The 15,874-nt window shown below is 74.8% G+C and carries 2 protein-coding genes; one reads left to right on the forward strand and one right to left on the reverse strand.

The window, feature by feature from the left end; genetic code table 11:
- Window positions 1-14: 14 nt before the first annotated feature.
- Window positions 15-13,835 carry an SDR family NAD(P)-dependent oxidoreductase gene (locus tag ACSURM_RS00475; RefSeq protein WP_436952311.1) on the reverse strand — a complete coding sequence of 4,607 codons (13,821 nt, stop codon included), beginning with the start codon at window positions 13,833-13,835 and terminating at the stop codon, window positions 15-17.
- A gap of 371 nt (window positions 13,836-14,206) precedes the next feature.
- On the opposite strand from ACSURM_RS00475, the gene ACSURM_RS00480 reads away from it, so the two are divergent.
- Window positions 14,207-15,811 carry an aspartate aminotransferase family protein gene (locus tag ACSURM_RS00480; protein WP_436952313.1) on the forward strand — a complete coding sequence of 535 codons (1,605 nt, stop codon included), beginning with the start codon at window positions 14,207-14,209 and terminating at the stop codon, window positions 15,809-15,811.
- Window positions 15,812-15,874: the final 63 nt, after the last annotated feature.

Consider the following 15,874-nt stretch of genomic DNA (forward strand, 5'->3'; position numbering starts at 1 on the left):
GCCGCGGCACGCGGTCAGTCCAGTCCGTCCACGAGGGCGAACAGATCCTCGTCGGACGCGGAATCGAGGTCGTCATGGCCGGGCTTCTCGCTGTCCTCGCCGTCCCCCCGGTCCGCCGTGTCGGTGATGTCCAGCAGCTCGCGCAGACGGGTACGGATCCGGTGCCGCGCGTCCTGGTCCGCTCCGGCCGAGCGGATGAGGTCCTCCAGCCGGTCGAGGCCGTCGAGCGCGGCACCGGCCGGCTCCGTGTCCGCGACGAGCTGCGGGCGCAGGAAGGCCGCCAGCGCCGCCGGAGTGGGATGGTCGAAGACCAGCGTCGTCGGCAGTCGCAGGCCGGTGGCCTTGCCGAGCTGGTTGCGCAGCTCGACCGCCGTCAGCGAGTCGAAGCCCAGGTCCTGGAAGGCCCGTTCGGCGCCGACCGTGCCGCGGTCGGCGTGGCCGAGGACACCGGCCACCTCGGTGCGGACCAGGTCGACCAGCAGCCGGTCCTGTTCGGGTCCGGGCAGTGCGGCGAGGCGCTCGGCCAGCGTGGGACCGGACCGTCCGGTGCCGGCCGCCGCCGTGGCGCGCGGGGCGGGCCTGTGCACCAGGCCGCGGAACAGGACGGGCGGCTCCGCGTCCTGGGTGCGCAGGGTCGCGAGGTCCAGGCCGGTGACCGCCAGGACGGCCCGGCCGGTGGCAGGGGCGGTGTCGAAGAGGTCCATCGCCGTGTCGGCGGGCAGGGCCCGCAGGCCGGTGCGTGCCAGGCGGCGCAGGTCGGCGTCGGTCAGGGAACCGCCCATGCCGTCGCCTTCCCACAGTCCCCAGGCCAGCGAGACCCCGGCCAGGCCGTGGGCCCGGCGGTGCTGTGCGAGGGCGTCCAGGAAGGTGTTGGCGGCCGCGTAGTTGGCCTGTCCGGCGGTGCCGAGGAGACCGGCGATGGAGGAGTAGAGCACGAACGCGGTCAGGTCCAGGTCGCGGGTCAGCTCGTGCAGGTGCCACGCGGCGTCGACCTTGGGCCGCAGCACGGCCTCCAGGCGGTCCGGCGTCAGCCCGGTGAGCAGCCCGTCGTCCACGATGCCGGCCGTGTGCACGACCGCCGTCAGCGGGTGTTCGGCCGGGATGCCCGAGACGGCTTCGGCCAGGCTGTCCCGGTCGGCCGCGTCACAGGCGGCGAAGGTGGCCTCCGCGCCCAGCGCGTGCAGTTCGTCCCGCAGGGCGGCCGCGCCGGGGGCGTCCGCGCCGCGCCGGCTGAGCAGCAGCAGCCGGCGCGCGCCGTGGCGCGCCACCAGGTGCCGGGCGAGGATCCGTCCCAGGGCGCCGGTGGCTCCGGTGATCAGCACCGTGCCGCCGGACAGGTCGGGGGTGTTCTCCGCGGCGGCCTGGTCCGGGTGGGCGCGGACGAACCGCGGCACCAGCACCGTCCCGGCGCGGACGGCGGCCTGCGGCTCGCCCGTCGCCACGGCGGAGGCCAGCGCCTCGGCGGAGGCCGGCGCGCCGTCCAGATCCAGCAGGGCGAACCGGCCGGCGTGCTCGCTGTGCGCGGTGCGCAGCAGGCCCCACAGCGCGGCGTGGGCCAGGTCGGTGACGTCCTCGGGGCCCGCGGCGACCGCGCCGCGGGTGACCACGACGAGCCGGGTGCCGGCGAAGCGCTCCTCGGCCAGCCACGACTGGAGGAGTTCCAGCGTCTGCCGGGTCGCGGTGTGCACCCGGCCGGGCAGGTGTTCGTCCGCTTCCCCGGGGGCGGACCGCAGCGGCAGCAGGACCACGTCGGGCACCGGCGCTCCGGCGTCCACGGCGGCCGTGAGCGCCTTCAGGTCCGGATGGCTGTCCAGCCCGTCGAACTCCGGGCCGTCCTCGCCGACGACCGCCCAGGCCCGGCGGTCCGGGGGCGTGGCGGGGGCGGCGGGGGTCCACTCCACCGCGAGCAGTCCGTCGTGGTGGGCGCGCGCCGCCGCGTGCAGGGACTCGGCGGACAGCGGCCGCAGCGCCAGTTCGGCCACCGAGGCGACGGGTTCCCCCGTCGTGTCGGTGACGGTCAGGGAGGCCGTGTCGGTGCCGGTCAGGGAGAGCCGGACCCGCAGGGCCGTGGCACCCGACGCCCATACGGCCACGCCGGACCAGGCGAAGGGCAGGACCGCGGCCCGGTCCTCGCCGGCCACCCCCGGCAGCAGGGTGTGCAGGGCGGCGTCGAGCAGCGCGGGGTGCAGGACGAACCGCGCGGCGTCCCGGTGCTGTTCGTCGGCGAGGGCTACCTCGGCGAACAGCTCGGTGTCCGTGTGCCACACCCGGCGCAGGCCCCGGAAGGCCGGGCCGTAGGCGTAGCCGTGCCCGGCCAGACGGTCGTACGCGCCCTCCAGGTCTGCCTCCCGGGCCCCGGCCGGCGGCCAGGGCGACGGGTCGGGGGCCGGTCGCGGACCGGTGCCCGGGGCGAGCCGGCCGGTGGCGTGCAGCGCCCACGGCAGGGTGTCGTCGGTGTCGGGCCGTGCGTGGATCTCCACGCTGCGGTGTCCCTCGTCGTCGGGTTCGCCGACGACGGCCTGCACCTGTACGCCCTCCCGTTCGGGCAGGGGCAGCGGTGCCGACAGGGTCAGGTCCTCCACCCGGTCGCAGCCGGCCTCCCGCGCGGCGCGCAGGGCGAGGTCCGCGAAGGCCGTGCCCGGCAGCAGGGCCAGTCCGTGGACGGCGTGGTCCCACAGCCAGGGCTGCGTGTCCCGGGAGATCCGGCCGGTGAGCAGGAGGGAATCGCGGCCGGCCATCCGTACGGCCGCGCCGAGCAAGGGGTGACCGGTGCGGCCCAGGCCGAGCCCGGTCGCGTCGGCGGACGCGGCCGGCTCCTGGAGCCAGTAGCGGGCGTGCTGGAAGGCGTACGTCGGCAGGTCGATCCGGCGGCCCCCGGGGAACAGCGCGGACCAGTCGGGCCGCACGCCCCGCAGGCACAGCCGTGCCAGGACGACGGCGGCCGTGTGGGTCTCGGGCCGGCCGGAGCGCAGCACCGGGGTGAGGGAGCCGGCGGCCTCCTCCAGGCAGTCCTGGACCAGGGCGGTCAGGACGCCGTCCGGGCCCACCTCCACGTAGTCGGTCACGCCCTGGCCGGCGAGGCAGCGCACGCCGTCCAGGAAGCGGACCGCCGTGCGGATGTGCCGGGCCCAGTAGTCCGGTGACCGCAGTTGCTCCGCCGTGGCGAGGGCCCCGGTGACATTGGAGACGAGCGGAATACGCGGTTCATGGAAGGCGGCCTTCGAGGCGACGGCGCGGAACTCGTCGAGGACTTCCTCCATGTGCGGGGAGTGGAACGCGTGGCTGACCGGCAGCCGCTTGGTCTTGCGTCCCCGCTCCCGCCAGAGGGCGGCGACGGCCTCCACCGCGTCCTCGTCGCCGGAGAGCACGACCGACCGGGGGCCGTTGATCCCGGCGATCGCGAGGGCGTCGCCGTAGCCGGCGAGGGTGGGCAGCACTTCCTCCTCGCTCGCCTGCACCGCCGCCATCGCGCCGCCGGCGCGGGCCGCCTGCATGAGCCGGCCGCGGGCGGCCACCAGCGCGCAGGCGTCGTCGAGGGTGAAGACGCCCGCCACGTGCGCGGCCGTGACCTCGCCGATGGAGTGGCCGAGCAGGAGGTCCGGGGTGACGCCATGGTGTTCGAGCAGCCGGAACAGCGCCACCTCCACGGCGAACAGCGCGGCCTGGGCGAAGACCGTCCGGTCGAGCAGCGCCGCTTCCTCGGACCCGGGGGTGGCGAACAGCACGTCTTTCAGCGGCCGGGGCAGCGCGGGGTCCAGCCGCTCGCAGACGGCGTCGAGTGCCTGCGCGAACACCGGGGAACTCCCGTACAGCTCGCGGCCCATGCCCAGGCGCTGGCTGCCCTGCCCGGTGAACAGGAAGGCGAGCTTGCCGCGCCGGGAGCCGGGGGCGTGGACGACGGCGGGTGTGCTCTCGCCGTGTGCCAGGGCCTCCAGGCCGCGCAGCAGTTCCTCCGGGTGGTCCGCGACGACCGCCGCGCGGTGCTCCAGGAGGGACCGGGTGGTCGCCAGGGAGAATCCGACGTCCACCGATCGCGTTCCGGGGTGTGCGGTGAGGTGGCGGTGGAGCCGCAGCGCCTGGGCGCGCAGCGCCGCCTCGTCCTTGCCGGAGAGGATCCACGGTACGGCGCCGTCGTGCGGCGCCCGGGCGGCGCCGGTGCCGGTGCCGGTGCCGGTGGCTTCCGCGGGTTCCGCCGGTTCCGCCGGTTCCGCCGGTTCCGCCGGTTCCGCGGAGGGGGGTTCCTCCAGGATGACGTGCGCGTTGGTGCCGCTGATGCCGAAGGAGGACACTCCGGCGCGCCTCGGCCCGTCGCCGACACGGGCCCAGGGCCGCTCTTCGGTGAGCAGTTCCACGGCCCCCGACTCCCAGTCCACGTGCGGGGAGGGCTCGTCGACGTGCAGGGTCTTGGGCAGTGTGGCATGCCGCATGGCCTGGATCATCTTGATGACGCCGCCGACGCCGGCCGCCGCCTGCGCGTGGCCGATGTTGGACTTGAGAGAGCCCAGGTACAGCGGCCGGCCGGCGGGCCGGTCCTGGCCGTAAGTGGCGAGCAGGGCCTGGGCCTCGATCGGGTCGCCGAGCGCCGTGCCGGTGCCGTGGGCCTCCACGGCGTCCACGTCGGACGCGGTGAGTCCCGCGTTGGCGAGGGCCTGCCGGATCACCTGCTCCTGCGAGGGGCCGTTGGGCGCGGTGAGACCGTTGGAGGCGCCGTCCTGGTTGACCGCCGAGCCGCGGAGCAGGGCGAGGACCCGGTGGCCGTTGCGCCGCGCGTCCGACAGCCGCTCGACCAGGAGCAGACCGACGCCTTCGGACCATCCGGTGCCGGCGGCGTCCGCGGCGAAGGACCGGCAGCGGCCGTCGGGGGACAGACCGCGCTGCCGGGAGAACTCGATGAAGGTGTTCGGGCCCGACATCACGGTGACGCCGCCGGCCAGGGCCAGGTCGCACTCGCCGGTGCGCAGCGCGTTCGCGGCCAGGTGCAGTGCCACCAGCGAGGAGGAGCACGCGGTGTCGACGGTCAGCGCCGGGCCTTCCAGCCCGTAGGTGTACGCCAGTCGGCCGGACACCACGCTGGAGAGGTTCCCCGCCAGCAGGAAGCCCTCGAACTCCTCGGGGGTGGCGGCGAGCCGGGAGGCGTAGTCGTCGTACATCGCTCCCGTGTAGACGCCGGTGCGGGTGCCGCGCAGCGAGGCGGGCGGGATCCCCGCGTTCTCGAAGGTCTCCCAGGCGGTTTCGAGGAGCAGCCGCTGCTGGGGGTCGGTCGCGACGGCCTCGCGCGGGGACATCCCGAAGAAAGCCGGGTCGAACCGGTCGGCGTCGTGCAGGAAGCCGCCGTGCCGCACGTAGGAGGTGCCGGGCTTGGCCGGGTCCGGGTCGTACAGGCGGGACAGGTCCCAGCCGCGGTTCACGGGGAACTCGCTGATCGCGTCGGTGCCGGAGGCGACGAGCCGCCACAGTTCCTCGGGGTTGCCGGCGCCGCCGGGGAAGCGGCAGGCCATGCCGACGATGGCGATCGGTTCGTCGGCGGCGGCCACGGCGGTCCGGGCCGGGGCGGCGGCCGGGCCGGTGCCCGCCAGCCGGTCGTCCAGCCAGCCGGCCAGAGCGGCCGGTGACGGGTGGTCGAACACCGCGGTGGCGGAGAGCCGCAGGCCGGTCGCGGCGGCGAGCTGGTTGCGCAGTTCCACGCCGGACAGCGAGTCGAAGCCGGCCTCCTTGAAGGAGCGGTCGGGGTCGACGGCGCCGACATCACTGTGCCCGAGCACGGCCGCGACCGTGCGCTGGACGAGGCCGAGCACGGCTTCCCGCCGCTCCTCCTCGGGCAGTTGTGCCGTCTGCCGGGCCCAGGACGAGTCGGTGTCCCCGGCGGCGGGCGCCGCGGTGGCGCGCGGCCGCCACCGGACCAGGGCGCGCAGCACGGCGGGCGGTTCGGTGCCGTCGGCGGCCGCCCGGGCCGGGTTCAGCGCGACGGGGACGAGGAGCGTGCCGCCGTCCGCGAGCGCGGTGTCGAACAGTTCCAGGCCGTGGTGCGGGGTCAGGGGCGAGACGCCCGACCGCGCCCACCGGGCGAGGTCGGCCTGGCTCAGCGAGCCGCCCATGCCGTGGTCGCCGTTCCACAGTCCCCAGGCGAGCGAGGTGGCGGGCAGGCCCTGGGCCCGGCGGTGCGCGGCGAGGGCGTCCAGATAGGTGTTGGCCGCCGCGTAGTTGGCCTGGCCGGCCGTGCCGGTGATGCCGGAGATGGAGGAGAAGAGGATGAAGGCGGCCGGGTGGGCGTCCCGGGTCAGCTCGTGCAGGTTCCAGGCGGCGTCGGTCTTGGGCCGTAGGACGGAGTCGAGCTGTTCGCCGGTGAGGGATTCCACGGTGGCGTCGGCCAGGACTCCGGCGGTGTGCACCACCGCGGTCAGCGGGTGTGCGGCGGGGATGCCGGCCAGCACGGCGGCCAGGGCGGTGCGGTCGGCGGCGTCGACGGCCGCGACGGTGACGTCGGCGCCCAGTCCGGTCAGTTCCTCGCGCAGCGCGTCGACGCCCGGGGCGGCCGGGCCCCGGCGGCTGGCCAGCAGCAGGTGGCGGATGCCGTGGCGGACCACGAGGTGCCGGGCCAGCAGGGCGCCGAGCCCACCGGTGCCGCCCGTGATCAGGACGGTGCCCTCGGGGTCGAGCGCGGTCCGCGCCGCGCCGGTCCCGGGTGCCGTCCGGGTCAGTCTCGGCGTGTGCAGCCGGCCGTGGCGTACGGCGACCTGCGGTTCGCCGCAGGCGACGGCGGCGGGCAGCAGGTCCCGGGCGTTCTCCTCGTCGCCGGGTGCCAGGTCGACGAGGAGGACGCGGCCGGGGTGCTCGGACTGCGCGGCGCGTACCAGGCCCCACACCGGGGCCTGTGCCAGGCCGGGCACCGGGTCGCCCGGGAGCGCCGCGACGGCTCCGTGGGTCACGAACACCAGCGGGGTCCGGGCGTACCGGTCGTCCCGGAGCATGTCCTGGACCCACCGCAGTGCCCGGTGCGCGGCGGCGTGGGCGGCTTCGGCGGAGTCTTCCCGCCCGGTCTCGGGGGCGCAGGTCACGATGACGGCGTCGGCGCCGTCCGGGTCGGGCAGTTCCTCGCCGGTGGCCACCACCAGGCGTGTCCCGGGGTTCTCCGGTGCGGCGACGGCCGGCCAGTCGACGGTGAACAGCGCGTCGGCGGTGTCGGCGGCGGACCGGGCGAGCCGGTCTCTGGGGACCGGCCGGAGGGTCAGCCGTTCGACGGTCGCGACGGGCAGTCCCGCGGGGTCGGCCAGGGCGAGGGTGAAGCTGTCGGGTCCGGCCGGGGTGAGGCGGGCCCTGAGCGAGGTCGCGCCCGTGGCGTGCACCGTCGTTCCGGACCAGGCGAAGGGCAGCCGGATCCGCGTGGCGTCGCCGCTTCGGTCGGCCGCGTCGAGCACCAGGGGGTGCAGGGCGGCGTCGAGCAGCGCGGGGTGGACCGCGAAGAGACCGGCGGCCTCGTGGTGTTCCTCGGCGAGTCGCAGTTCGGCGTAGATGTCCTCGCCGTCGCGCCAGAGGGCGCGCAGCGCCTGGAAGGCGGGGCCGTAGGCGTAACCGTGGCCGGCCAGCCGCGGATAGACGTCGGTCAGCGGCTGGGGCACCGCCCCGGCGGGCGGCCAGGCGGCGGGTTCCCCGGCTTCCCCGGCGGCGGGCGCGCCCGCCGCCGGCGGGGTCAGGGTTCCCGAGACGTGCCGGGTCCACGGCGCCTGCCCGGTGGTGCCGGAGTCCGGGCGGGAGTGGATGGTGAAGGTGCGCGCGCCGGTGGTGTCGGGTGCGCCGAGCGCGATCTGGACCTGGGTGGCGCGGTGTTCCCGCAGCACCAGCGGGGACTCCAGGGTGAGGTCGTCCACGCGTGCCGTCCCCGCCTGTTCGCCCGCCGCCGTGGCCAGTTCGACGAAGGCGGTCGCGGGCAGCAGGACGCTGCCGTCGATGGTGTGGTCGGCCAGCCAGGGGTGCTCGCTCAGCGAGAGCCGGCCGGTGAACAGCAGCTCACCGCGGTCGGCGAGTTCGACGGCGGCCGTGAACAGCGGGTGGCCGGAGGGGGTCAGGCCGAGGCTGGTGGCGTCCGCGCGGCCCCGGGGCACGAGCCAGTAGTGCTCCCGCTGGAAGGCGTAGGTGGGCAGGGGGGTCCGGGTGGCGCCCGGGAAGAAGGACGTGAGGTCGAGGGCGGCGCCGTGGACGTGGGCGGTGGCGAGGCCGGCGGCGAGGGTGGCGGTCTCGTCGCGGCCGGCGCGCAGCAGGGGGACGGCCGTGGCGGTGCCGGTGGTGAAGCAGGTGTCGGCCAGGGCGGTGAGGACGGCGTCGGGGCCGATCTCCACGAACCGGGTGACCCCGTCGGCCTCCAGGGTCCGTACGGCGTCCAGGAATCTGACGGTGCCGCGGATCTGCCGCACCCAGTAGTCGGGCGAGGTCAGTTCGCCGGTGTCGGCGAGGGCGCCGGTGAGGGTCGAGACGATCGGGATCGCGGGCGGCCGGAAGTCGAGTCCGGCGGCGACGGCCCGGAACTCCTCCAGGATGCCGTCCATGTGCGGTGAGTGGAAGGCGTGGCTCACCCGCAGCCGCCGCGTCTTGCGTCCCCGTGCGCGCCACCGGTCGGCGAGTTCACCGGCGACGGTCTCGTCCCCGGAGACGACCAGCGCGGTGGGCCCGTTGACCGCGGCGACGGCGACGGCGTCCTCGTGGCCGGCCAGGTCGGCCGCCACCTCGGCCTCCTCCGCCTGGACCGCGATCATGGCTCCGCCCGAGGGCGCGGACTGCATCAGCCGGCCCCGGGCGGCCACCAGCGCGGCGGCGTCCTCCAGGGTGAGCACCCCGGCGACATGTGCGGCGGCCAGCTCTCCGACCGAGTGGCCGGCCAGCCGGTCGGGGACCAGACCGTGGTGTTCCGCCAGGCGGTACAGCGCCACCTCCACGGCGAACAGCGCGGGCTGGGTGTACGTCGTGCGGTGCAGCAGGCCGGCGTCCTCGGTGCCGTCCTCGGCGAACATCACCCGCAGCAGCGGGCGTTCCAGGTGGGGGTCGGTCGCGGCGGCCACAGCGTCCAGGGCGGCGGCGAAGACCGGGTGGGCGCGGTACAGCTCCCGGCCCATGCCGACGCGCTGGGCGCCCTGGCCGGTGAACAGGAACGCGGTCAGCGAGGTGCGGTGTGCGTCGCCCTCCACCACGTTCGGGTGCTTGGTCCCGCGGCTGAGCGCGTCGAGGCCGGCGAGGAGGCCGGCGGCGTCGCGGCCGAGCACGACGGCGCGCCGTTCGAAGCGGGTCCGGGCGGCGAGCGACCGGCCGACGCCGGCGACGGGCACCTCGGGCAGTGCGGCGATGTGGTCCCGCAGCCGGGCCGCCTGGGCCCGCAACGCCTTGTCGTCCCTGGCGGAGATCACCCAGGGCACCGGTACGGCGGCCGGCGCTTCCGCGGATCCGGGGTGTTCCGGTGCCCCGGCCCGCTGCGGGAGCGCGGGGGTGTCGGCCTGCTCGATGACGACGTGCGCGTTGGTGCCGCTGATGCCGAAGGAGGACACGGCCGCGCGCCGTACCCGGTCGGTGCGGGGCCAGGGGCGCCGGTCGGTGAGCAGTTCCACCGCGCCCGAGGACCAGTCGACGTGGGGGGTGGGCTCGTCGACGTGCAGGGTCTTCGGCAGTGTGCCGTGCCGCATGGCCTGGACCATCTTGATGACGCCGCCGACTCCGGCGGCGGCCTGCGCGTGCCCGATGTTCGATTTCAGCGACCCCAGGTAGACCGGTTCCCGGCCGTCGCGGTCGCGGCCGTACGTGGCGAGGATCGCCTCGGCCTCGATCGGGTCGCCCAGCCGGGTGCCGGTGCCGTGCGCCTCCACCGCGTCGACCTCGCCGGCCGTGAGGCCCGCGTCCGTCAGGGCCTGGCGGATCACCTGCTGCTGGGACAGTCCGTTCGGCGCGGTGAGGCCGTTGGAGGCGCCGTCCTGGTTGACGGCGCTGCCGCGGATCACCGCGAGGATCTCGTGCCCGTTGCGGCGCGCGTCCGAGAGCCGCTCCATCAGGAGCAGTCCGACGCCCTCGGCCCACGAGGTGCCGTCGGCCGAGGCGGCGAAGGACTTGCTCCGGCCGTCGGCGGCGAGCCCGTGCTGCCGGGAGAACTCGACGAACATGCCGGGTGACGACATCACGGTGACGCCGCCGGCGAACGCGAGGCCGGTCTCACCCGACCGCAGCGAGCGCACCGCCATGTGCAGCGCCACCAGCGACGACGAGCAGGCGGTGTCGATGGTCAGCGCCGGTCCGATCAGTCCGAGCTGGTAGGCGATGCGGCCGGACATGACGCTGGGGGTGGTGCCGGTGAGCACGTGGCCCTCGACGCCGTCGGACGCTTCGTGCATGCGGGGCCCGTATTCGAGGGCGGTGCCGCCGACGAAGACGCCGGTACGGCCGCCTCGCAGGGACACCGGGTCGATGCCCGCGCTCTCGGCGGCCTCCCAGGCGGTCTCCAGCAGCAGTCGCTGCTGGGGGTCCATGGCCAGCGCCTCGCGCGGCGAGATGCCGAAGAAGGCGGCGTCGAAGGCGCCCGCGTCGTGCAGGAATCCGCCCGAGCCGACCGAACTCCGGCCGCCTCCGGGCTGGTTCGGGTCGTGCAGATCCGCGTCCCAGCCGCGGTCGCCGGGGAACGCCGAGATGGCGTCGCCGCCCTCGTCGACCAGCCGCCACAGGGCCTCGGGGGTGTCGACACCGCCCGGGAACCGGCAGGCCATGCCGACGATCGCGATCGGTTCGCCGGGGTCGGCCCCGGTGCCGGGCGGGTCCGCCGCGTCGTCGCCGGCCGCATCGGTCAGTTCGGTGAGCAGGTGGGCGGCGAGGGCGTCCGGGGTGGGGTGGGCGAACAGCAGGCCGCTGGGCAGCGGCAGGCCGGTGGCGGCGGCGAGCGCGTCGCGCAGTTCCACCGCCATCAGGGAGTCGAAGCCCAGGTCCGCGAAGGCCGCCCGGAGGTCGACCTGCTGGCCCGGTGCGTAGTCCAGGACGGCCGCGGTGTGCGTGGCCACCAGCTCGGTGACCGCGCGCGGGCGCTCGCCGGGCGGCAGCTGCGCGAGCCGGCCGGCGAATCCGTCGCGCTCCGCCGCGGGTCGCGGGGCGTCGCGGCCGGGCAGGGGTGCGGGCCGGGCCGTGGGCCCGTGCGCCGCCGAGGCGCGCAGGGCGCCGTCGATCCAGTACCTCTCCCGCTGGAACGGGTAGGTGGGCAGCGCGGTGCGCCGGGCGCCGGTGCCCTCGTAGGCCACGGTCCAGTCGACTTCGGCCCCGCGCGCGAAGACGGCGGCCAGTGCCGTCAGGAACGACTCCGGTTCCGGGCGTCCGCGGCGCAGCGTCGCGAACGCGCCGGCCGACTCCGGGTCGAGCACGGATTCGGCGGCCAGGGCGGAGCACACCCCGTCCGGCCCCAGTTCCAGGAAGGTGCCGGCCCCCGCGGCCTCCATGGTGCGTACGGCGTCCAGGAACCTGACCGGACGGCGCACCTGCTCCACCCAGTACTCCGGGGAGCTCCACTCCCCCGCGGCCACCTCGCGACCGGTCACCGTGGACACGACCGGGATGCGGGGCTCGGCGAAGGCCAGTGTCCCGACCACGCGCCGGAAGTCGTCCAGCATCGGTTCCATGAGGGGCGAGTGGAAGGCGTGGCTGACGGTCAGCCGCTTGGTCTTCCATCCGCGCGCCGCGGCCTCGGCCGTCACCGCGAGGACGCCTTCCTCGGTCCCGGAGACCACGGTCGCCCGCGGCCCGTTGACCGCGGCGATCCCGACCTGGCCGGCGTGTCCGGCGAGCAGCGGCAGCACGTCCTCCTCGCTCGCCTGTACGGCGGTCATGGCCCCGCCCTCGGGCAGTTCCTGCATGAGCCGTCCGCGGGCGGCGACCAGCCGGGCCGCGTCGCCCAGCGAGAGGACCCCGGAAACGTGTGCGGCGGCCACCTCGCCGACCGAGTGGCCCGCCAGCAGGCCGGGCCGCACCCCCCAGGACTCCGCCAGCCGGAACAGCGCGACCTCCAGGGCGAACAGCGCGGGCTGGGTCCATCCGGTGCCGTCCAGGCCCTCCCCGGAGAAGACCACCTCGCGCAACGGCCGTTCCAGCAAGGGGTCGAGCTGTGCGCACACCTCGTCGAAGGCCTGGGCGAACACGGGGAAACGCGCGTACAGTCCGGCTCCCATGCCCGCCCGCTGGGCGCCCTGGCCGGTGAAGAGGAGGGCCAGTGGGCCGGGCCGGGCGGTGCCGGTCACCACTCCCGGCGCCGGGTCGCCCGAGGCGAGGGCGGCGAGCCCCGCGGACAGCTCCCCGGGGTCGGCGATGAGCACCGCGCGGTGCTCGAAGACGGTGCGAGTCGTGATCGTGGACCAGCCGATGTCCGCGGCACCCGGACCCAAGTCACCGCTCCACTGCGCGTGCAGGCGGCCGGCCTGGGCGCGCAGCGCCCGCGGGTCGCGGGCGGACAGCACCCACGGCAGCGGACCGCCTTCGGCGGCCGGGCAGGACGCGGACCCCTCCGCGCGGTGGCCGGCCGGCGCGGGTGCCTCGGACACCACCACGTGGCAGTTGGTGCCGCCCATGCCGAACGAGCTGACCCCGGCGATCAGCGGCCGGTCGGGGCGCGGCCAGTCGCCCGGCTCCGCCTGTACGGACAGTCCCAGCCGGTCCAGCGGGATGCGGGGGTTGGGGGTCTCGAAGTTCAGGCTGGCGGGCAGCCTTCGGTGGCGCAGGCTGAGCAGCACTTTGAGCAGGCCGGCGATCCCGGCGGCACCTTCCAGGTGCCCGATGTTGGTCTTGACCGAGCCGACCCTGAGCGGCTCGCCGGCGTCGCGCGCCGAGCCGAGCACCGCACCGAGCGCGGCGGCCTCGATGGGGTCGCCGACCGGTGTGCCGGTTCCGTGCAGCTCGACATACTGCACCTCGCCGGGCTCGATCCCGGCCCTGCGGTACGCCTCGCGCAGCACCTGTGCCTGGGCTTGTTCGCTGGGCACCGTCAGTCCGGGTGTGGCGCCGTCGTTGTTCACGGCGCTTCCCCGGATCACGCCGTGGACGGTGTCGCCGTCTGCGAGGGCGGCGGCCAGCGGCTTGAGCACCAGGACGCCGCCGCCCTCGCCGGGGACGAAGCCGTTGGCGCGGGCGTCGAAGGTGTGGCTGCGGCCGTCCGGGGACAGGCCGCCGAACCGCTCCTGGGTGACCGCGTGTTCGGCGAGGATGTTGAGGTTGACGCCGGCCGCGAGCGCCAGCGAGGACTCGCCGTTGCGCAGGCTCTCGCAGGCCAGGTGCACCGCGACGAGGGAGGACGACTGGGCGGAGTCCACGGTGAGGCTGGGCCCGTGCAGACCGAGGTGGTACGAGACCCGGTTGGCGATGACGCCCCGGTTCACCCCGGCCATCGTGTGCTGGGTGATGGCGTCGGTGCCGTGCTGGTAGAGCAGGCTCGTGTAGTCGTCGCGCAGCGTGCCCACGAAGACGGCGGTGCGGCTGCCGCGCAGGGTGGCCGGGACGATCTGCGCGTCCTCCAGTGCCTCCCAGGCGAGTTCGAGGACGAGCCGCTGCTGCGGGTCCATGGCCGCGGCCTCGCGCGGTGAGATTCCGAAGAAGGCGGCGTCGAAGTCACCGACGCCGTCGATGAAGCCGCCCTGGTACGGCCGTTCACCGGGCCGCGGTCCGGCGGCTTCCCCTTCCCCGTTGCCCTCCCCGTGCCCTTCTCCGTTCCCGTTCCCGTTCCCGTCCCCGTTCTCTTCGCCGGGCGCCGTCGTGTCCCACCGGCCGGCCGGTGCCCGGGTGACGGCGCTCCGGCCGTCCCGCAGCAGTTCCCAGAATTCCGCGGGGCCGTCGGCCATCGGCAGTCGGCAGGACATTCCGATGACGGCGACTGCCCGGTCCGTTTCCTCGTACGACGTCGCTGACTCAGCCTGCTCAGGTGCCGTCACCGCTCGTCCGCCCTTTCCTAGCCGCCCCAGCGGGCGAGGTATTTCGATCCCGCTCAGCTTTCCGCAGAGCCCTGATAAGAACGTTTAATTGGTGCTGCCAGCGATGCTAGCGGCGCCCGGGACAGGCAAGGTCAATGTGCAGTCATCAACCGACAATTCCTGTTCCGCCGATTCGATGGCCGGGCCGTTACCCGCTGATTGACCCGTGATGAGGGAACGCGCTTACCCTGTTTCAGATTCGCGCCGGCGGCGCACCGAGACCGAATACAGCGAGGGCCACAATGAACCCTGGAGCACCGGAAACCGGCCTTGCGGAACCCCATCTGGCCGAAGTTCTGACGACGGTCAGCCTGGACGTCGAGTATGTACGTGCGGCGGGAAACCATCTTTTCCGGCTCGACGACAACGGCCGGGAAGTCCCGGTGCTCGACTTCGTCGGCGGATTCGGATCCGTCCTCCTCGGGCACAACGATCCGGAGATCGTCGCATACGCCCGGAAACTGCTCGACAATCAACTTCCGATCCATGCCCAGTTCTCCCGGGCGTCCCATGCCAACAGGCTCGCCGCCGCGCTGAACGAGATACTTCAGCGGGAGCACGGGGACGACGAACGGTACTTCGCGATATTCGCCAACAGCGGTGCGGAGGCGATCGAGGCCGCGGTCAAGCACGCCGAACTCGGCCGCACGCTCCGGGTGGCGGCCCTGACCGGTGAGATCGAGGCGAACGTGGAGGCGGCACGCGCCCTGGTGCGTGCCGGACAGGCCGTGGTGGCGGACGGCGCCTTCGACCGGGCCGGTGTCCGAGAGCGGCCCCAGGACCCCGGGGCGGCGTTCGACGCCCTGGTGGCGGGCATCGAGCGGCACAACGCGCGCCGGCTGTCGGCGCCGCCGCTGTTCCTCGCCCCCGAAGGCGCCTTCCACGGGAAGCTGATGGGCAGTGTGCAGCTCACGCACAACGAGGCCTTCCGGGTCCCCTTCAGGGCGCTGGCCGCGCAGACACGTTTCATCCCCCTCGAACAGCCCGAGGCGATCCGGAAGACGGTCGACGCCGAGCGGGGGGTGCTGTACGACGTCGCGGTCGTGGACGGGGCCGTCACCGTGGTCGACCGGGACTTCCCGGTGTTCTGTGCCTTCGTGCTCGAACCGCTCCAGGGCGAGGGCGGCATCCATGAAGTGCCGCCGGAGTTCGCGCGGGAGGTGCGCCGGGTCTGCGACGCCATCGGCTGTCCGGTCATCGTGGACGAGATCCAGAGCGGCATGGGCCGCACCGGCTCCTTCCTCGCCGCCCCGTCCGTCGGGCTGCGCGGTGACTACTACACCCTCGCCAAGAGTCTGGGGGGCGGTGTGGCGAAGACCTCCGTCGCCCTGATCCGGGAGTCGCACTACCACAAGGAGTTCGAGCTGGTGCACAGTTCGACCTTCGCCAAGGACGGGTTCTCCAGCCTCGTCGCCCTGAAGGTTCTCGAACTGCTGGAGGCGGACGGCGGCGCCCTGTACCGGCGGGCCGGGGAGCTGGGGCGCGAGCTGCTGGCCGCGCTGGAAGCGGTGCGGGCCGAGTTCCCCGACGTGATCAAGGACGTGCGGGGCAGGGGGCTGATGCTGGGCGTGGAGTTCCACGACCGGTCCGATGCCGGCGCGCCCGCCGTCCGGGACCTGGCGCGGTCCGGTTTCCTCGGTTACGCCGTCGCCGGGTACCTGCTGCGGGAGCACTCCGTCCGGCTCTTCCCGACCGGCAGCGCCGTGAACACCCTCCGCCTCGAACCGTCCGTCCGGCTCACCGACGACGGCATCGAGCAACTCCGCACAGCCCTGCGCGGGGTGTGCTCCGTCCTGCGCGACGAGGACGGACAGCGCTTCCTGGGAGGCGGTCCCGCGACGTCCTGAACCGTGTCCCCGGCCGACGGCGCGGCTCCTTGTCCGGAAAAGTCCCCCCTTCCGATCCGGACA

The sequence above is a fragment of the Streptomyces sp. SudanB182_2057 genome (genome assembly GCF_964272715.1).
Taxonomy (GTDB): Bacteria; Actinomycetota; Actinomycetes; order Streptomycetales; family Streptomycetaceae; genus Streptomyces; species Streptomyces rubradiris.

Bases quoted from the DNA above. Each gene is read 5' to 3' on its own strand.
- ACSURM_RS00475 (WP_436952311.1), bottom strand. From the start codon at position 13,835: ATGGCCGACGGCCCCGCGGAATTCTGGGAACTGCTGCGGGACGGCCGG.
- ACSURM_RS00480 (WP_436952313.1), top strand. From the start codon at position 14,207: ATGAACCCTGGAGCACCGGAAACCGGCCTTGCGGAACCCCATCTGGCC.